The 18,371-nt window shown below is 64.6% G+C and carries 17 protein-coding genes, 1 tRNA gene and 1 pseudogene; 14 read left to right on the forward strand and 5 right to left on the reverse strand.

Going from position 1 to position 18,371, the window contains the following annotated elements; translation table 11 throughout:
- Window positions 1-126 precede the first annotated feature (126 nt).
- Both glmU and GTK01_RS03430 read left to right on the forward strand, forming a co-directional pair.
- Window positions 127-1,494 carry a bifunctional UDP-N-acetylglucosamine diphosphorylase/glucosamine-1-phosphate N-acetyltransferase GlmU gene (gene glmU / locus GTK01_RS03425; RefSeq protein WP_252924454.1) on the forward strand — a complete coding sequence of 456 codons (1,368 nt, stop codon included), beginning with the start codon at window positions 127-129 and terminating at the stop codon, window positions 1,492-1,494.
- 129 nt (window positions 1,495-1,623) lie between these two features.
- A tRNA-Lys gene (locus GTK01_RS03430) sits at window positions 1,624-1,699 on the forward strand.
- A gap of 357 nt (window positions 1,700-2,056) precedes the next feature.
- Here GTK01_RS03430 and GTK01_RS03435 read toward each other — a convergent pair.
- A complete protein-coding gene (locus tag GTK01_RS03435) occupies window positions 2,057-3,259 on the reverse strand; it encodes a hypothetical protein (RefSeq protein ID WP_252924455.1) in 1,203 nt (400 codons plus the stop codon).
- 111 nt (window positions 3,260-3,370) lie between these two features.
- Here GTK01_RS03435 and GTK01_RS03440 point away from each other — a divergent pair.
- Window positions 3,371-3,508 (forward strand): annotated as a pseudogene (locus GTK01_RS03440) (glycosyl hydrolase 108 family protein); the annotation flags it as partial.
- 115 nt (window positions 3,509-3,623) lie between these two features.
- The gene (locus GTK01_RS03445) at window positions 3,624-3,866 is read left to right on the forward strand and encodes a hypothetical protein (RefSeq protein WP_252924809.1); all 243 of its coding nucleotides are present in this window, start codon (window positions 3,624-3,626) and stop codon (window positions 3,864-3,866) included.
- 262 nt (window positions 3,867-4,128) lie between these two features.
- Here GTK01_RS03445 and GTK01_RS03450 read toward each other — a convergent pair whose 3' ends face one another.
- Window positions 4,129-4,737: a TetR/AcrR family transcriptional regulator gene (locus GTK01_RS03450; RefSeq protein ID WP_252924456.1), complete on the reverse strand. Its 609-nt coding sequence runs from the start codon at window positions 4,735-4,737 to the stop codon at window positions 4,129-4,131.
- Between the two features lie 190 nt (window positions 4,738-4,927).
- Here GTK01_RS03450 and GTK01_RS03455 point away from each other — a divergent pair, with 190 nt between their 5' ends.
- From GTK01_RS03455 to GTK01_RS03480, 6 genes are all read left to right on the forward strand, one after another.
- Window positions 4,928-5,770 carry a xanthine dehydrogenase family protein subunit M gene (locus tag GTK01_RS03455; RefSeq protein WP_252924457.1) on the forward strand — a complete coding sequence of 281 codons (843 nt, stop codon included), beginning with the start codon at window positions 4,928-4,930 and terminating at the stop codon, window positions 5,768-5,770.
- 11 nt (window positions 5,771-5,781) lie between these two features.
- Window positions 5,782-6,303 carry a (2Fe-2S)-binding protein gene (locus GTK01_RS03460; protein WP_252924458.1) on the forward strand — a complete coding sequence of 174 codons (522 nt, stop codon included), beginning with the start codon at window positions 5,782-5,784 and terminating at the stop codon, window positions 6,301-6,303.
- Window positions 6,300-8,681 carry a xanthine dehydrogenase family protein molybdopterin-binding subunit gene (locus GTK01_RS03465; protein WP_252924459.1) on the forward strand — a complete coding sequence of 794 codons (2,382 nt, stop codon included), beginning with the start codon at window positions 6,300-6,302 and terminating at the stop codon, window positions 8,679-8,681. The genes GTK01_RS03460 and GTK01_RS03465 overlap by 4 nt, the downstream gene beginning before the upstream one ends.
- Before the next feature lie 44 nt (window positions 8,682-8,725).
- Window positions 8,726-9,787: a C4-dicarboxylate TRAP transporter substrate-binding protein gene (locus GTK01_RS03470; RefSeq protein ID WP_252924460.1), complete on the forward strand. Its 1,062-nt coding sequence runs from the start codon at window positions 8,726-8,728 to the stop codon at window positions 9,785-9,787.
- Window positions 9,788-9,851: 64 nt separating this feature from the next.
- On the forward strand, window positions 9,852-10,412 hold the full coding sequence (locus GTK01_RS03475; protein WP_252924461.1) for a TRAP transporter small permease subunit: 561 nt from the start codon (window positions 9,852-9,854) through the stop codon (window positions 10,410-10,412).
- Window positions 10,409-11,737 carry a TRAP transporter large permease gene (locus GTK01_RS03480; RefSeq protein ID WP_252924462.1) on the forward strand — a complete coding sequence of 443 codons (1,329 nt, stop codon included), beginning with the start codon at window positions 10,409-10,411 and terminating at the stop codon, window positions 11,735-11,737. The genes GTK01_RS03475 and GTK01_RS03480 overlap by 4 nt, the downstream gene beginning before the upstream one ends.
- Window positions 11,738-11,761: 24 nt before the next feature.
- Here GTK01_RS03480 and GTK01_RS03485 read toward each other — a convergent pair whose 3' ends face one another.
- Entirely contained in the window at window positions 11,762-12,019 is a 258-nt protein-coding gene (locus GTK01_RS03485; RefSeq protein WP_252924463.1) for a DUF2171 domain-containing protein, read from the reverse strand.
- A gap of 143 nt (window positions 12,020-12,162) precedes the next feature.
- Here GTK01_RS03485 and GTK01_RS03490 point away from each other — a divergent pair, with 143 nt between their 5' ends.
- A complete protein-coding gene (locus GTK01_RS03490; RefSeq protein ID WP_252924464.1) occupies window positions 12,163-12,900 on the forward strand; it encodes a cytochrome c biogenesis CcdA family protein in 738 nt (245 codons plus the stop codon).
- A gap of 45 nt (window positions 12,901-12,945) precedes the next feature.
- A complete protein-coding gene (locus GTK01_RS03495) occupies window positions 12,946-13,845 on the forward strand; it encodes an MBL fold metallo-hydrolase (RefSeq protein WP_252924465.1) in 900 nt (299 codons plus the stop codon).
- A 4-nt stretch (window positions 13,846-13,849) separates the two neighbouring features.
- On the opposite strand, the gene GTK01_RS03500 is transcribed toward GTK01_RS03495, so the two are convergent.
- Window positions 13,850-14,635 (reverse strand): DUF1499 domain-containing protein, encoded by a 786-nt coding sequence (locus GTK01_RS03500; RefSeq protein ID WP_252924466.1) that lies wholly within the window; start codon window positions 14,633-14,635, stop codon window positions 13,850-13,852.
- 47 nt (window positions 14,636-14,682) lie between these two features.
- Window positions 14,683-16,323 carry a long-chain-fatty-acid--CoA ligase gene (locus tag GTK01_RS03505; protein ID WP_252924467.1) on the reverse strand — a complete coding sequence of 547 codons (1,641 nt, stop codon included), beginning with the start codon at window positions 16,321-16,323 and terminating at the stop codon, window positions 14,683-14,685.
- Between the two features lie 173 nt (window positions 16,324-16,496).
- Between GTK01_RS03505 and GTK01_RS03510 the strand changes: the two genes are divergently transcribed.
- Both GTK01_RS03510 and GTK01_RS03515 read left to right on the forward strand, forming a co-directional pair.
- A complete protein-coding gene (locus GTK01_RS03510; protein WP_252924468.1) occupies window positions 16,497-16,865 on the forward strand; it encodes a hypothetical protein in 369 nt (122 codons plus the stop codon).
- A 104-nt stretch (window positions 16,866-16,969) separates the two neighbouring features.
- A complete protein-coding gene (locus GTK01_RS03515) occupies window positions 16,970-18,367 on the forward strand; it encodes an aminotransferase (protein WP_252924469.1) in 1,398 nt (465 codons plus the stop codon).
- Window positions 18,368-18,371: the final 4 nt, after the last annotated feature.

The raw sequence follows: 18,371 nt of genomic DNA on the forward strand, positions 1-18,371 counted from the left end.
CGGGTTTCCTACTGAAATCACCATAGCCGAGGGGCGCTTACCATAGCGTGAAGCAATTTGCCCGGCTTGGCGGGAAAGGTGTCGGGGTGCTAGGTCGTGTCGACCGATCAGCCTTGAGAGATTCCGATGACCGAACGTAGCTGCCTTGCGATCGTGCTCGCCGCCGGCGAAGGCACCAGGATGAAGAGCGCGAAGCCGAAGGTGCTGCACGAGGTGGCCGGCCTGCCGCTCGTGTGCCATGCCGCACGCGCTGCGCAGGCAGCCGGACAGGCCGATCTCGCCATCGTTGCAGGCCGCCAATCGGACGAGGTGCTCAAGGCCGCGGCAAGGGTCGCGCCGTCGGCCCGGCTCTATCTCCAGCATGAGCGCCTCGGCACCGCCCACGCCGTCCTCGCCGCTCGCGAGGCGATCGCGGAAGGCCATGACGACATTCTCGTCCTCTTCGCCGATACACCGCTCGTCGAGCCGCAGGACATCGCGTTCCTGCGCAGCGGCCTTGCCGACGGCGCCGCCGTCGTCGTGATGGGCTTTTACGCCGCCGACCCCACGGGATACGGCCGCCTGCTGACCGAGGGCGACCGCCTCGTCGCGATCCGCGAGGACAAGGACTGCACACAGGCCGAGCGCGCCGTCACCTTTTGCAATGGCGGGCTGATGGCGATCGCCGGCGAGCACGCGCTGTCCCTCCTCGAGGCCGTCGGCAACGACAATGCCAAGGGCGAATACTACCTCACCGACATCGTCGAGGTCGCCGCCGCGCGCGGGCTTGCCGTCGTCGCCACCACCGCCGAGGAGGAGAGTGTCCTGGGCGTCAACACTGGCGTGCAGCTCGCCGAGGCCGAAGGCGTCTGGCAGGCGCGCAAGCGTCGCGAAATGATGCTGGCCGGCGTCACGCTCGTCGCCCCCGAAACGGTGCACTTTTCGCACGATACGCAGATCGGCTCCGATACGATCGTCGAGCCCAACGTCGTCTTCGGACCGGGCGTGTCGGTCGGCGCGAACGTCACCATCCATTCCTTCTCGCATCTGGAAGGTGCAATCGTCGCCGACCATGCCGAGATCGGCCCCTTCGCGCGGCTGCGCCCCGGCGCGCGGCTCGCAGACAAGGTCAAGGTCGGCAATTTCTGCGAAGTCAAGAACGCCGACGTCGCGACCGGCGCCAAGATCAACCACCTCTCCTATATCGGCGACGCCAAGGTGGGCGCGGGCGCGAACATCGGCGCCGGCACGATCACCTGCAACTATGACGGTTTCCTCAAGCATCTCACACAGATCGGCGCGGGTGCCTTCGTCGGCTCCAACTCGGCCCTCGTCGCCCCGGTCACCATTGCAGACGGCGCCTATGTCGCCTCGGGCAGCGTCATCACGCAGGACGTGCCCGCCGGGGCACTGGCCTTCGGCCGCGCCCGCCAGGAAAACAAGGATGGCCTCGGCACCAAGCTGCGCGAAAAGCTGAAGGCACAGAAGGAAGCGCGGGCGGCCCCCAAGGGCTAGGTACCCGCCCCTCCCAGCACCCCCGCCCTGCGCGCGATTGCCCCATCGGCAGGGCGTTTTTGCAGTTGACCGCCCTGCCCCCTCTCCCTATGTTCCGCCGCAATTTCCGAGCCGCTACGGCCCTTGGAAGAGCGCGTAGCTCAGTTGGTAGAGCAACGGACTTTTAATCTGTAGGTCCAGGGTTCGAGTCCCTGCGCGCTCACCACCGCCAAACCCTTACGGCGCAAGGCTTTCAGCAATTTTCGACATGAGAACGCAGCGGGAACATACGACATAGATTTGTCGCGTACGACAAAACTTTGTCGTACGGCGTTCCTCACACGTTCTTCCGGCACGCGCCGGCGAGCTTCTGGCCGCTGCGGATCGCGTCGCCCATGAGATGGAGGAGCGCCACGGCGTAGTTCGCGCAACTCGCCATCCTCGGCCGTCTCGCCGATGAAACGCAGCGCCGTCACAAGCCCCTCCAGGTCGGCCAGCTTCGCTTCGACTGCACAGGTCGCGCAGGATGAATCCGCCATTCGTACCTCCCGTTTGCTCGCCCCGCCGGGAGCCTAGCCAAACGTTAGCGACCGCACCAAGACTGATCATAGGGAACCAAATGCTGGTGCACCGACTGTCCATTGTGATGCACTGGCATTTCGTGCCCTCCCTGCCGGCAGGCCTGTACCGCTTCGACCCATGGTTGCAGACCCTCCTGTCCGCGCTGATAGTGTGTCCACGTGACCGGCACGGCCGTCAGCAGAACCGCCGCACTGGCTGTCATCGCAATCGCTTTTCGGCTGGCCAGCAGCCAAACCAGCATCCACGCCATTAGCACGAGGGGCAGGAAGAAGTAGCGCGGGCCATTGCCGACCGGTGACATGATCTCGATAGGCGCGCGCAGGACTGCGCTTGCGATTGCTGCCCACACCATCAACCCTGTCAGCAAGTAATAGAACTGATCTTCGCGCGGGAGAACGGCCAGCCCAGAAGCCAGGACGACACAAACTCCAAGGCCCAGCCAAAGGGCGTGCGGATGGGCCGCAAAGGCTGTCCACCCGGCAAAAAACACGGAAATCGTAGGCAGAACGTCAGCCAATGCAAAGCTTTCCGTCTGGGCCGGGTCGCCCAGCAATATGAAATAGAGCTGCACGATGGAGACGGCAGCGACGACGGCCAACGCAATCGCATCCTCGCGTGCTCGGGTGTAGGCCAGCCTCAGCCCGAAAAGCGGCAGGAGGACAATTGCCATGGGCGATGAAAACCCGCCTATGACGATGAAGACATTCCGCCAAATCGGAGCCGCTGCTGGTGTCCAGATCAGCGCCAGGAAAAGCAGCGTTGTCGTCCACCAAAAGGTATACTGCGGCAGGACGTAGACCTCGGGGTCCATAGGCAGAAACACCATGAGCGCCGCGCAAAGAGCGGGCCAACGCAGCATTGTCGGGGCAACCGCTACCGCCGCCACGCAGGCGGCCTGGGCGAAAACACCAAGTGCCGTCGAGATGGTCGGATAGTATTCCAGCGGCCCTTGCAGCGAGAGCCATGTAATCATCCGCGACGGAATGATGAGATAGCCGTTAACCGGCTCGAAGATGGAAAAAAACCCGCCTTGGATGATCTGCGGGATGACGAAAATGCCGTCCTCGTTCCAGACTTCCGGGTTCATGATTTGATCCGGCCTGCGCAGGGCAATCAACGCACCAGCCCAAATCATGGCAGCGGCGAACAAAAACGTCCCTAGCGCGACCCTTTCGCGCGGTAAACTTGCAGGCAGTGCGACCATGACAACCCCCGTCTGTCATGTTGCTACCTACGCGTGCGCCTTCTGCAATGCAATCCTCAATTGACCCGCGCCCGCGCGACCTAATCTGGCCTTCTCACCGGAGGCCCGCTCATGCGCGAGAATTTCGTTCCATCCCTTGGCTTCACGCTCGGCTTCGAGGGCGGCTATGTGAACCATCCGGACGATCCGGGCGGGCACACCAACAAGGGCGTCACGCTGACGACGCTGCGGCGCTTTCGGCCTTGGCGTCACGCTGATGATTTCGATGGGACGATCATCGGAGGCCCTGGAGACCGAACCGGCCTACCGCTATTTCGTCTTCAGCGCGTTGTTGTGAGTGCCAACACTGGCAATCTGTCTGGATATGACCGGAGCCACGGCCGCGCGCGCGATGGCGCTCGCCTGCCTATGCCTCGTCCTGGCGCAGCCATCGTGGTTCTACTATTTCGCCTCGACCTGGGGCATGCAACGGACGGCCGCTACGCTTGCGATCATGGCCGATCAGTCAGATCTCGAAGCGCTCAGGCCAACCTATCCAGTGCCGGAGCATTTAGGCGGTCGCGTGGAAATTCTGCGTCAGCAAGGGCTTTCCATCTATTACCGATGAGATGGTGAAGTGTTGACGGTAGGTGCGAACCGAGTAGACAGCTGCAACTGTCGAGAGAATCAGGATCAAAAGTAGCGCCGCGCCCTGCCTTCGGCTCACGACTTTTGCTCGCTTGTATACCTCATCTGAAGTGGTGCCTTCCCCCTCGTAGAATTTCTTTCTACTACCCAAGCTCCTGTCTTGACGCAATCCTCAATTGACCCCGCCCGCGCCCGACCTTGAATCGGCTCCAGGCGGTGGCACCTCCGCCAAATTCCGCCCCTCACTCCAGTCCGAAGCTGTCGCAGAACCGGTTCACCGCCGCCTCGACCGGCGGGCCGAAATCGTCGGGCGTCGGCACGCAATAGACGAATTTGCGGATGCCGATATAGACGATCCCGCCATGCAGGTTCCAGATGTCCTCCATCTGCGGCACGCCCTTTTCGCCGGCCGCCTGCTGCATCTCGGCGCACAGCGGCTCGAGGATCAGCTTTGCCAGATGGCCGAGATAGCGCCGGTTGAGTTCGGCGCCGGCAAGGCCGGAGAACATGAAGATGCGCATCCACTCATAGGTGAAGATCGCGCCGGTATACTCACGGTAGAAGTGCTTGGCCCGCGCGCGAACCGGTAGCGACCGGTCCGCGATCAGCATCGGCCAGTCGGGCGACAGGCGGTCGAGATAGACCCGTTCGAACACGGCCTCCAGAAGGTCCGCCTTCGAAGCGAAATAGGCGTAGAGCAGCGACTGCGTGACGCCGAGTCTTTGCGAGAGCTCGCGCGTTGTGCCCTCCAGCCCGACCTCGGAAAAGAAGGCCGCCGCCTCATCGACGATCATCTGACGACGCTCGTCGGGCGCGTAACGCTTGCGCTCGCTCGCCCCCTGTCCCGTCATGGCGCCCCCTTTTAGCTCTAGCCCTCATAGCGCTGTTCGCCTCGCCCGGCGAAGCGAAAATTTTCCGCTTGCCAAGTCCGAGATCATAATAGATCATTTGATCAATAAGAGCGCAATGAGGAACCGGCAGCCGCCGGGCGCTTGCAGACGGTCCGGCCGACGAGCTGGACCGTTCGGGAGGAAATCGACTATGAAGCCATCGCCGATCGGCTATGTCCGGGCGACCAGCCTTGCCCATGCGCTCGACCTTCTGGCCGAAGGCGATGGCGAGGAAAAGGTGCTGGCCGGCGGCCAGAGCCTCGTCGCGTCGCTCAATCTGCGGCTGATCGAAAGCCCGAACCTCATCGACATCAACGGCCTCGACGAACTTCGTGGCATCGGCGTCGAAGGCGACGTCGTTCGCATCGGCGCGCTGACGCGCCATTGCGAACTGATGGCCTCGGACGTCGTCGCCCGCCATGTCCCTATCCTGCGCGAAGCTGCGCCGCTCATCGCCCATGCCGCCATTCGCACGCGCGGCACGATCGGCGGCTCCATCGCCAATGCCGATCCTGCAGCCGAACTGCCGGCCTGCGTGGTCGCGCTCGACGCCACCATCGTCCTCGCCTCGAAGGCGGGCGGCGAGCGCCGCGTGAAAGCTGCCGAATTCTTCCTCGGCCTGTTCGAGACCGATCGCCGGGACGACGAACTTCTCATCGCCATCGAGGTCCCGACGATCAAGCCAGGCGAGCGTCAGTCGATCCGCGAACTGGTGCGCCGTTCCGGCGACTATGCGCTGGCGGGCCTTGCTCTCGCCGGACCCGCAGATGCTCCGCGCCTCGTCTTCTTCGGCGTCGGCGATGCGCCGGTCGTCGCTGGCAACGCGATGGCGGTCCTGGCCGGCGGCGGTTCGATCGACGAGGCCGCGCTGGCGCTGGAGGGCGATCTCGACCCCGCCGACGATATCAACGGGTCGGCGGGCTACAAGAAGCACATTTCTCGCGTGCTCCTGAAGCGCGCGCTGTCGGTCGACCGGCAGTTCGAAGCCGCATGAAGGAGGGCGCGATGACGGCACCATTTTCGCAAAGCGTCGAGATCAGCCTCAAGGTCAATGGCGAGCGCGTGCGCCGCATGGTCGATGCGCGCCGGCACCTGATCGATTTCCTGCGGCTCGATCTCGGCCTCACCGGCTCGCATGCCGGCTGTGAGCAGGGCGTGTGCGGCGCATGCACCGTGCGTGTCGACGGCACCATCGTGCGCGGCTGCCTGACGCTCGCCGCCCAGCTCGACGGCGCCGATGTGTGGACCGTCGAAGGTGTCACCGAGACCGGCGAGATTGCCGATCTGCAGGACGAGTTCGTTGCCCGCAACGCCTTGCAATGCGGCTATTGCACCCCCGGCATGCTGCTCACCGCCGCCGAGCTTCTGAATGCTGACGCAGCGCCCGCCCGCGCGCATATACGCGAGCACATCTCCGGCAATTACTGCCGCTGCACCGGCTACGAGGCGATCGTCGACGCCATCGAGGCGACCACGGCCAGGCGCTGCGGCATGCCCGTCCCTGCCCTGAAGGAGGCTGCCGAATGACCATCGCCCTCGGCAATCCCGACCGCCCCAATTCCTATATCGGTCGCTCTGTTCCACGGCCAAATGCCGGCAAGCTCGTCGCCGGTGCGGGCCGCTATGTCGATGACGTCGTCCTGCCGCGCATGGTTCATGTCGCCTTCCTGCGCAGCCCTCATGCCCGCGCCAGGATCGAGGCGATCGACGTGACCGCAGCGCTGGAAGTTCCCGGCGTCATCCGCGTTTTCACCGGTGCCGATATTGCCGAGGCCTGCACGCCCTGGGTCGCCGTCCTGGCGCATCTGAAGGGCCTCAAATCCGCGCCGCAGCACGCCGTCGCCGTCGATCACGCGACATGGGTCGGCGAGCCGGTCGCCGCCGTCGTCGCCGACAGCCGCGCCGCTGCCGAAGACGGGCTCGCCGCCATCGAGGCGTCTTTCGATCCTCTCCCGGTCGTGGTCGACATGCGCAGCGCGCTCGACGCCGGCACACCCCTCATCCATCCCGAACTGGGCGACAACCTCACCTTTCAGCGCCTGCACGAGAAGGGCGAGATCGACGCCGTGTTCGCATCCGCGCACAAGGTCGTCGAGGCCCGCTTCAAGACCGGCCGCCACACCGGCGTGTGCCTGGAGCCGCGCTCGATCCTTGCCGACTACAGCCGCTCCGAGGGCCAGCTCACCGTCTATCATTCGACGCAGGCCCCGCACATGATGCAGACGGTCTTCGCCAAGCACCTCGATCTGCCCGAGGCGAAGGTCCGCGTCATCTGCGGCGACGTGGGAGGCTCATACGGCATCAAGGTCCACGTCTATCCCGACGAGGTCGCGACCGCGGCGATCGCGAAGATCATGGGGCGCCCGGTCAAGTTCGTCGCGGACCGTCTCGAATCCTTCGCTTCCGACATCCACGCCCGCGACCATGAGATCGACGGCCGCATCGCGGTCGACGAGACGGGCCGGATCCTGGCGCTCGACATCGACGATCTGACCGGCATCGGCCCTTATTCGGTCTATCCGCGCACCAGCGCCATCGAGGGCAACCAGGTCGTCAATCTGTGCGGCGGCCCCTACGACTTCCAGACCTACCGCGCCCGCACCACGGTCGTCCTGCAGAACAAGGCGCCGACCTGCCAGTACCGCGCGGTCGGCCATCCGATCGCAACCGCCGTCACCGAGGGCCTCGTCGACATGGCGGCGGAAGCGCTTGGCCTCGATCCTGTCGAAATCCGCCGACGAAATCTTGTTCCCGACGATGCCTACCCTTACACCTCTGCCGCCAACATGCGCTTCGAGGGACTGTCGCATCATGCCAGCCTCGACAAGCTCCTCGCCATGATCGACTACGACGCGCTGCGCGCCGACCAGGCCGAGGCGCGCAAGCGCGGCGTCCATCGCGGCATCGGCTTCGCCTCGTTCATCGAGCTGACCAATCCGAGCCCCTTCATGTACGGCATCGGCGGCGCGCGCATTTCCGCGCAGGACGGCTGCACCGTGCGCATGGACCCGGACGGGTCGGTCGTCGCCATGTCGGGCGTCACCGAACAGGGCCAGGGCACGGAAGGAATGCTGGCGCAGATCGTCGCCGAGGGCGTCGGCGTGCCGGTCTCCAAGGTCAGGATCATCACCGGCGACACGCAGACGACGCCCTATGGCGGCGGCACCTGGGCCTCGCGCGGCGCCGGCATTGGCGGCGAGGCTGCGCTCCAGGCGGGCCTTGCGCTGCGCGAGAACATCCTCGTCATCGCCGCCTCCATGCTTCAGGCTTCGCCCGACGCGCTCGATGTCGCTGACGGCCAGGTCGTTGACAAGGCGACCCGCGAGGCGCGCATGCCGCTCGAGGAGCTTGGCCGCATCGTCTATTTCCGCGGCGACACGCTCGCCAAGGGCCTGCCGCGCGAACTCGTCGCCACCCGCCACTATATCACCAGCGACTATCCCTTCGCCTTTACCAACGGCGTCCAGGCGAGCTACCTCGAGGTCGATGTCGAAACCGGCTTCATTAAGCTGCTGAAACACTGGTGCGTGGAAGATTGCGGCCGGGTCATCAACCCGATGCTGGTCGACGAGCAGATCCGGGGCGGCATCGTCCAGGGTATCGGCGGCGCGCTCTACGAGGAATGCGTCTATGACGGCGAGGGCCAGTTGCTCAACGCCAACATGGCCGACTATCTGGTGCCGATGGCGGCCGAGATGCCCGACATGATCATCGGCCATGTCGAGACGCCGACGAGGGAATCGCTGCTCGGCGCCAAGGGCGCAGGCGAAGCCGGCACCGCCGGCGCCCCTGCCGCGATCATGAATGCCATCAACGACGCGCTGCGCCCGCTGAATGCCCGCGTCACCCAGATGCCCTTTACCCCCGAGCGCATCCTGACCGCTCTCGGGACCATCCCGCACTGACAGACATACGCGCACTCGAACCACGTTTCAGGGAGGAAACTGGCATGAAGCACAAAGCCCACATGATCGCCGCTGCCCTGGCGGGCACCATGCTCGCCGGGCCTGCATTCGCGCAGGAAACCGTCACCATCAATATCGGCTCCAGCCATCCGGTCCAGAACATCTGGGCCTATGCGATGAAGAACTCGTTCCAGCCGGAAGTCGACCGGCTGCTCGAAGAGGCCGGCGGCAACTACAAGGTCGAGTGGGTCGAGTCCTATGGCGGCACGCTCTACAAGTTCACCGACACGCGCGCGGCCGTCAGCGACGGCATCGTCGACATCGGCATGGTGGGCACCGTCTGGGAGGGTTCGGCCATGCCGCTCCAGAACGTGACCTATTTCACGCCTTTCGCCACGTCCGACCACGAGATGCTGATCGAGATCTTCGACAAGCTCACGGACGAACTGCCCGAACTGCGCCAGTCCTGGGAGGGCGAAAACATGGTTCACCTCTCCTCGCTGATCACCGACAGCTATGACGTCTACGCCAATTTCGAGATCAACGCGCTGACCGACATGGCGAACAGGCGCATCAACGCGCCCGGCACCTCGGCCAACTGGCTGCAGCAGACCGGCGCGACGCCCGTCGACGGCGCCCTGACCACCTACTACACCGACATCCAGACCGGTGTTTCGGAAGGAGCGCTCTCCTTCGCCTCCGGCATCCTGCCGACCCGCGTCTACGAAGTCGCGCCGCACCTTACCCGCGTCGGCATCGGCGCGATGTATTTCGGCGGCATCGCGGCCAACAAGGACTTCTTCGACAGCCAGCCGGAAGAGGTGCAGAACGCCATCATCGAAGCCGGCAAGACGACCTCTCGCGCCCATGGCGCATATGTGACCCAGCAGGCCAATACGGCGATCGAGAAGATGGAAGCCGAAGGGCTGAAGATTTCCGAGCTACCCGAAGAGGAAAAGAAGAAGTGGGTCGAGAGCCTGCCCAACGTCGTAGGCCCCTGGCTCGAGGCCAATGGCGATGCGGCGAAGACGGTGCTCAAGGCCTATTTCGCCGAATTGCGCGAGCGCGGCGTGACGCCGCTGCGCAATTGGGACGAAGGTCTCTGATCAACCGGTTGACAGCCGGCGGGAACCCGCCGGCTGTCTTCCCAGCGGTGCCTGAAGGTCTTTCATGAGCGAGCCGATCCCCGATATCGAAGAAGGCACCGGCAGGCCCGCCGCGGCGGGACTTTTCGGCGTCGCGGCCAATGCGCTCGCAGCCATCGGCACCATCTGGATCTTTCTTTTGATGTTCCTGATCGTCGCCGACGTCATCGGCCGGAACTTCCTCGACAGCCCGATCACCGGCGTTGCGGAGATCGCCGCACGCTCGGTCGTCGCCATCGTCTTCCTTCAGATTTCTGCCGCCGTTCTCGCCGGGCGGATGACCCGCGCCGATTTCCTCGTCAACTATATCCGCAAGGTCTCGCCCGGCCTGATGCGCGCCATCGACGTCGTGTTCCTGCTCGTCGGCGCCGCGGTCTTCGCGGCCATCACCTATGCCGCCTTCCCCGAAATGACGAAAGCCTGGCGCAGCGGTGAATATTTCGGGGTCCAGGGCATCTTCACGATCCCCACCCTGCCCTTCCGGGCCATCATCGTCATTGGCTCTGTGGCCGCCCTCATCTCCTACCTGATCCTCACCGTGCGCGCCGCCACGCAGGACGATTTCGAAGCGGAAGCCGGTTCATGAGTGCGCTTGCCATCGGCCTGATCCTGATCGCCGTCCTGATCCTGCTCGTCCTTCTCGGCCTCCATATTGCCGTCGCCCTCTTCGCCGCCGGCTTCGTCGGCATCTGGATCATCCGCGACAATTTCGAGCTTGCGATGCGGATGCTGTCGGTCACCTCCTATAACGGCATCGCGGACTATCTCTTCGCCACCATACCGCTCTTCGTCCTGATGGGGCTACTCGTCTCCATCTCCAATGTCGGGCGCGATACGTTCGAGGTGGCAGAGGCACTGCTGCGCCGCCTGCTCGGCGGGCTTGGCGTCGCCACCGTCGCCGCCAACACCGTCTTTGCCGCCGTCACCGGCGTGTCCATCGCATCCGCTGCCGTCTTCACCAAGGTCGCAGTGCCCGAGATGGTCCGCCACGGCTACAAGACGTCTTTTGCGGCCGGCACCGTCGCCGGCAGTTCCGTGCTCGGCATGATGATCCCGCCGAGCCTGCTCCTGATCATCTACGGTGTCCTCGCCGAGCAGTCGATCGGCCGCATGTTCATCGCCGGAGTCATACCGGGCGCGCTGCTTGCCCTTGGCATGGTCGCGGTCATCATGGGGCTTGCCTTTTTCAAACCCTCCTTCGTTTTCTCCGACGTTGAAAAGGCGAAGCTGCGCCACGCCGAACGCACCGGGCCGACACTTTCGGGACGCGACATCCTCGTCAAGCTGGTGCCGATCCTCGTGCTGGTCGCCCTGGTGCTGGGCGGGCTCTACAGCGGTTTCTTCACGCCCACCGAGGCCGGCGGCATCGGCGCCTTCGGTGCGCTGATCATCGCGCTCGCGCGCCGCTCGCTCGACCGGCACCGCATCTGGGAGGTCCTCAAGCAGACCGGTTCGGTCTCCGTCGGCATCCTCATCCTGCTGATTGCCGCCGGCTTTTACAGCCGCATGCTCTCGGTGGCCGGCATACCGGTCGCGATCGGCGATCTGGTCCAGGCAAGCGGCCTTGGACCCTACGGCTTCCTGCTTCTTTACTGCGTCATTGTGCTGTTGATGGGCATGATCCTCGATTCCTCGTCGATCCTGCTCATCATGGTGCCGATCGCCGCGCCCATCGCCGAGGCGCTGGGCTTCAACCTCATCCATTTCGGCATCGTCACGGTGCTGGCAGTCGAGATCGGGCTGTTGACGCCCCCCTTCGGCATCTCCGTCTTCACCGTGCATGCGACGCTTGCCGACAAGCGCGTCGGCGTCGAACAAATCTTCCTTGGCACCATGCCTTTCATCGGCGTGATGCTCGTCTGCCTCGTCCTGATCGCGCTCTTTCCCGCCCTGACGCTCGCGCTCGTCTGACGCGAGCGTCCAAGGGTCGGAACGTTACATCGGCCGGTGATCGCCCTCTTCCTCGAAGGTCACCGCCACGTCGCCATTTGCGGACAGGCGCACCTTGTCGCCTTCGATGTCTGCGACGAGCGAAAGCGGGATGAAGTGGTGATGGCCGCGATGCGAGCCTTCGCCGCTGTCCTTCTTTGTCAGCTTGATGCGGTCGCCCTCGACGTGGTCAACGGTTCCCACATGAACGCCATCGGCGCCGATCACTTCGGCATGTTCCTTGATCCGGCTTTTCTCGATCATTTCGATCTCCCTTCGTCTAGTCTCCAGTAACGCTGGCCGCAGGGTTTGGATGCCTTCCTCGCGACGTTTGGCCACGCGTTTATGATTGGCCGCAAGCCACCCCTTCGCGCTATGACGCGCCCGAAGCAAAGCGGGAAAGACGAATGGCTCTCGACGTCGGATATGCGAGTGCGGTTGCGGCGGGCGCGATCTCGTTCCTGTCGCCCTGCGTCCTGCCGCTCGTCCCGCCCTATCTGTGCTACATGGCCGGCGTATCGGTCGAGGAGTTCCGCGAAGGGGCAAAGCCTGCCCGCGCGCGCTCGGCGCTCCTCGGCTCGGCGCTCGCCTTCGTCCTCGGCTTCACCACCGTCTTCGTCGCGCTTGGCGCCGGTGCGTCGTCCATCGGGGGCCTTTTGCGCGCCTGGCAGCAGGAACTCGCCATCGTTGCCGGCGTCCTCATCATCTTCATGGGACTGAACTTCCTCGGCATCATCCGCCTGCCCTTCCTGTCGCGCGAGGCGCGCTTCCAGGCCAATGTCACGCCCGCCAATGCGTTTGCCGCCTATATCATGGGCCTCGCCTTCGCCTTCGGCTGGACGCCTTGCATCGGGCCGGTCCTCGGGCCGATCCTGACGCTCGCGGGCGGACGCGAGACGGTCGGCGAAGGCGCGATGCTGCTTGCCGCCTACTCGCTCGGCCTTGGCATTCCGTTCCTGATCGCCGCGCTCTTTTCGGGCGCCTTCATGCGCTTCCTCGGCCGCTTCCGCGTTCATCTCGGCCGGGTCGAAAAGGTGATGGGCGGCCTTCTCGTCGTCGCGGGCATCCTGTTTCTCACCGGCGGCATCCAGACCGCCTCCTTCTGGCTCCTGGAAACTTTCCCGGCGCTCGGCCTTCTCGGTTAGAAGTCCGCCGTGCTAGACCGCCTTCGCAGATGCGAAGGAGCGCCCATGGAATTCGATACGAAGTTCGAGCCGCATTACGGCGAGGCGGTTCCCGTCGCCGACAAGCTCCTGCGTCTCACCGTCAACAATCCCGGCCCGTTCACCTTTCACGGCACCAACAGCTACATTCTGGGCACCGACACGCTCGCGATCGTCGATCCCGGCCCCGAAGACGAGGCACATTACGCCGCGCTGCTGAAAGCCATCGCCGGCAGGCCGGTCAGCCACATCTTCGTCAGCCACACGCACCGCGACCACTCTCCGCTGGCCGCCAGGCTCAAGGCCGAGACCGGTGCGCTTGTCATGGCCGAAGGCCCGCACCGTTCGGCCCGCCCCTTGCGCATCGGCGAGATCAACCCGCTCGACGCCAGCGCCGACACCGACTTTGCACCCGACCATGCGCTCGCCGACGACGAACTTGTCCAGGGCGATGGCTGGGCCGTCCGCGCGATCCACACGCCCGGCCACTGCGCCAACCACGTCGCTTTCGCCGTCGAGGATACCGGCATCCTGCTGTCGGCCGATCATGTCATGGCGTGGGCCACCTCGATCGTCGCCCCGCCGGATGGCGCGATGTCGGATTTCATGGCCTCGCTCGACCGCCTCGCGGAGCGCGATGACGCGGTCTACCACACCGGCCATGGCGGGCCGGTCACCAATCCGCGCGCCTTCGTGCGCGGCCTGCGCACCCATCGCAAGATGCGTGAGCGCGCGATTTTGGAGCGGTTGAAGGCGGGCGACAGGATCATCCCCGAAATCGTCGCCGCGATCTATCGCGACACAGACCCCCGCCTCCACGGCGCCGCCGGCCTGTCGGTCCTCGCCCATCTCGAAGACCTGGTCGCCCGCCGTCTGGTTGCGGCCGATCCCGAGCCGTCCATCGACGCGGTGTACCGCCCCGCCTGAGCGCCTACTCCTCCTCGACGATGACCCCCGTCATCACATCGACCTCATAGTCGAGCGCATCGAGAAAATTGTCGATCCGCTTCGCGTTCTCGCCCTGGTCGTGGCCGCCGTAGCGCGAGGCCGAGCGCATGTCGACACGGGTCGTCTCGCCCTCGGCGCGCAGGCGGATCGCGACGTCCGAGGGAAAGCCGAGAATGTAGGAATAGCCGACGAACTCCAGTGTCTCGCCGTCCGGCGCCGTCGTGCGCCCCAGTGGCGTGAACCCGCGCGCGCTCGCCACCCGCAGTATGGCCTGGGTCACGTCCGGCAGCGGCAGGGCGTAGCTGCGCGTCACGAGGTCCGGATACTCTCGCGCCATCGCGTCCGCGTCATCCGGCGCGATCGCGCCGATCGCGTTCATGCGCGCGTCGCGGTTCTCGGCGGCGACGACGAATTGCGGCGGAGCGGTTCGGTCGGTCGTCACGTCGACGAGCCGAGGATGCATGAGGAAGCCGCGCGCCGCCATGGCGAAGGGCGCGAGCACGATCAGCGCCAAGAGAACGGCGACGACCGCCGGCCCCGTCCCCCCGTCGTCCTCGACCCAGACGCGCCGCAGGGCGAAACCGGCGAGGACGAGCGCCAGAAGGCCGAGCCCGGCGACGATGCCCAGCACCCCTAGGAATTCGGGCGTCGGTATCGATCCGAAGCGGTGGCCGAGGCCGGCCACGAGAAGCAGCACCAGCGCGAAGAACGCGATGCCCCGCGCCGGGCGCGCCTGCGGCGCATATTGTCGGTAGTCGTCCCGCGCCATGTCGTCAGTTCTGCTTCTTCAGATCCATGGCGCGGGTTCTATCACGTTCACGCGGCGCTGGAAGCCGTTGGCAGTTCATATTCCTTGAACTGGTCGCGCAGCGTCGTCTTCTGGATCTTGCCGGTCGCCGTGTGCGGAATTTCGTCGACGAAGGCGACGTCGTCCGGCATCCACCATTTGGCGATCTTGCCTTCCATGAAGGCCAGAAGCTCGTCCTTGGAGGGGTTCTTGCCCTCCTTCTTGACGACCACCAGCAACGGCCGCTCGTCCCATTTGGGATGGGCGATGCCAATCACCGCCGCTTCGGCGACGTCCGGATGGCCGACGGCGATGTTCTCCAGGTCGATGGTCGAGATCCATTCGCCGCCCGACTTGATCACGTCCTTGGCGCGGTCGGTGATCTGCATGTAGCCGTTCTCGTTGATATGGGCGACGTCGCCCGTATCGAACCAGTTGTCCTCGTCGAACTGTTCCTTGCCCGCCCCGCCGTAATAGGCGGCGGCGACGGCCGGGCCGCGCACCTTGAGGCGGCCGAATTTCTTGCCGTCCCACGGCATGTCGTTGTTCTCGTCGTCGGTCACCTTCATCTCGACGCCGAAGGGCGCATGGCCCTGCGTCTGCTTGACGTCGAGCAGCGCATCGCCCGTCGTTTCCGCATATTCCGGCTTGATCGTCGCGAGCGAGCCCAGCGGCGACATCTCCGTCATCCCCCAGGCGTGGATCACCTCGACATCGTAGTTCTTCTCGAACTTCTCGGTCATCGAGCGCGGGCAGGCCGAGCCGCCGATCACCACCTTCTTCAGGTGCGGCAGTTTCAGGTCGTGCTTTTCCATGTGCTGGAGCAGAAGCAGCCAAACGGTCGGCACGGCGGCGGTGAAGGTCACCTTCTCGGTGGTCAGCAGTTCGTAGATCGCCTCCCCGTCCATGCGCCCGCCGGGCATCACCATCTTGGCGCCGATCATCGGGCTCGACTGGGCAAGCCCCCAGGCATTGGCGTGGAACATCGGCACCACCGGCAGGATGGTGTCGCGGGAGGAAATGCCCATCGCGTCGGGCATGCAGGCAATCATGGCATGCAGCACGTTCGAGCGATGCGAATAGACGACGCCTTTTGGGTCGCCCGTCGTGCCGGACGTGTAGCACATGCCGGACGCAGCCTTCTCGTCGAGCGCCTTCCAGCGGTAGTCGTCATCGGTCTGTGCGATCCAGTCCTCATAGGCGACAACGTTGGGCAGCGACGTCTGCGGCAGATGCGCGCCATCGGTCAGGACGATGATCTGCTTCAGCGACTTCACGTCACCGGCGATCTTCTCGACCAAAGGCAGGAAGGTCAGGTCGACGAACAGCGCCTCGTCCTCGGCGTGGTTCATGATCCACGCGATCTGCTGCGGGAAAAGGCGCGGGTTCAAGGTGTGGTAGACGCCGCCCATGCCCATGATGCCGTACCAGGCCTCGAGGTGCCGGGCGGTGTTCCAGGCGAGCGTCGCGATGCGGTCGCCGACCTTGTAGCCTTCCTGTTCGAGGCGTTTGGCCACCTTCAGAGCGCGCTGGCGCACGTCGCGGTAATTGGTGCGGACGATCGGGCCTTCGACGGAGCGCGAGACGATCTCACGTTTCGGGTGCTGGATCGCCGCGTGATCGAGAATCTTGTGGCACAGAAGCGGCCAGTCCTGCATCAGTCCGAGCATCTATATCCTCCCTGTTCGAACGGAGCGCTATTTTGTTCGTATCGTGGCTCGTGTCCAGCAAAACCAGCACGATTGCCAGAAAGTTCAATGGCTTGTGCGCGCCTTATTCGAGCCGCGATTGAACGCGAATTTTCCTGTCGGACGGGACGGTGTCGACAAATGGAAGAAACGCGATGAAAAAGGCGAAAAACGCCCGGACAAAGTCCGCCCCTGCCCCCATCGAAGCTTCGAACGACCTCTCCGCTGCCATTCTCGATGCCGTGTGCGCCGGTGACGGTCCCAGCTTCGAGGAGCGCGTTCGTTCCGCCGTCGACGATTTGCCGGCCCACTTTCTCTTCCACATGCGCATCGATCTCGAACCGGCGCTGGACGTCGTCGCCATAGCTACGGCCGACAGCGAAACCGCCGATTTCCTGATCGTGCGCCAGAGCGAGGGCGGCGACATCGCCATCGAGCCGGCCGCCGATTCCGACCTACCGATCGCAGCGCTCATTCCCGCCTATGCCGGCCTGGCCGCAACCCTGCCGGCAGAGCTGAACTGATCACAACTGGACCAGTCCGGCTGGACCAATCGAACAAGCCCTGCAGCGGGGTTCTTCGCGAACCGATAAACGGCTAGTCTCCGGGCAACCCCCAGGAGACAGCCATGCTCGACCAGCCCCCGCTCACGAATCTGCAGACCCGCGACATCGAAGCGGTGCTGCATCCCTATACGCCGCTGCACAAGCTCAAGACCAACGGTCCGCTCGTCATCGAGCGCGGCGAGGGCGTCTTCGTCTACGACACGCAGGGCAAGGACTATATCGAGGGCATGTCGGGTCTGTGGTGCGCCGGCCTCGGCTTCGGCGACGAGGAGATGGTGGAGGCAGCCAACCAGCAGCTTCGCACCCTGCCCTACTACCACCTGTTCGGCGCCAAGGGCATGGAGCCCGCCATCGAACTGGCCGAAAAGCTCAAGGAGATCGCGCCGGTGCCGATCTCCAAGGTGTTCTTCACCTCGTCGGGCTCGGAGGCCAACGACACCCAGGTCAAACTCGCCTGGTACATGAACAACGCGCTCGGCCGGCCGAACAAGAAGAAGATCATCTCGCGCCAGAAGGCCTATCACGGCGTGACCATCATGGCCGCCTCGCTCACCGGCCTGCCCTACAACCACATCGGCTGGGACCTGCCGGTCGACCGCGTCGTCCACACCGACTGCCCGCATTTCTACCGCTTCGGCGAGGCCGGGGAGACGGAAGGTGATTTCGTCGCCCGTCTCGTGAAGTCGCTGCGCGACCTGATCGAGCGCGAGGGCCCGGACACGATCGCCGCGATGATCGCCGAGCCGATCATGGGCGCCGGCGGCGTCATCGTGCCCCCCGCGACCTATTTCGCCGAAATCCAGAAGGTGCTCGACGAGCACGACATCATGATGATCTCCGACGAGGTCATCAACGGGTTCGGGCGCACCGGCAACTGGTGGGGATGCCAGACCATGGGCATGAAGCCGAAGACGATCTCGGCCGCCAAGCAGCTTACCGCCGCCTATGCGCCGCTCGGCGCGGTCATGGTCCCGCAGGACGTCTATGACGCCTATGTCAGCCACTCGGAGAAGATCGGCACGTTCGGCCACGGCTTCACCTATGGCGGACATCCGCTCGGCTGCGCGCTCGGCGTCAAGGCGATCGAGATCTACCAGCGCCGCGACATTCTCGGCCATGTGCGCAACATGACGCCGATCTTCGAAGCGCGCCTCAAGAAGGTCGCCGACCATCCGCTTGTCGGCGAAGTGCGCTCGGCCGGCCTCGTCGGCGGTGTCGAGATCGTGGCCGACAAGGCGACCAAGCGTTCCTTCGACCCGAAGAAGGGCGTCGGCGCCCAGATCGCCAAGTTCTGCGAGAACCGCCGCGTCATCCTGCGCCCCATCGGCGACACCATCGCATTTTGCCCGCCGATGATCATTACCGAGGCGGAGATGAACGAGATGTTCGACCGCTTCGAACTCGCGCTCGCCGACGCCGAAGCCTGGGTTTCGAAGGAAGGACTTCGCCAGGCCGCCTGACGCC

This window comes from Aliihoeflea sp. 40Bstr573 (assembly GCF_024105655.1).
In the GTDB taxonomy this organism is placed as follows: domain Bacteria; phylum Pseudomonadota; class Alphaproteobacteria; order Rhizobiales; family Rhizobiaceae; genus Aliihoeflea.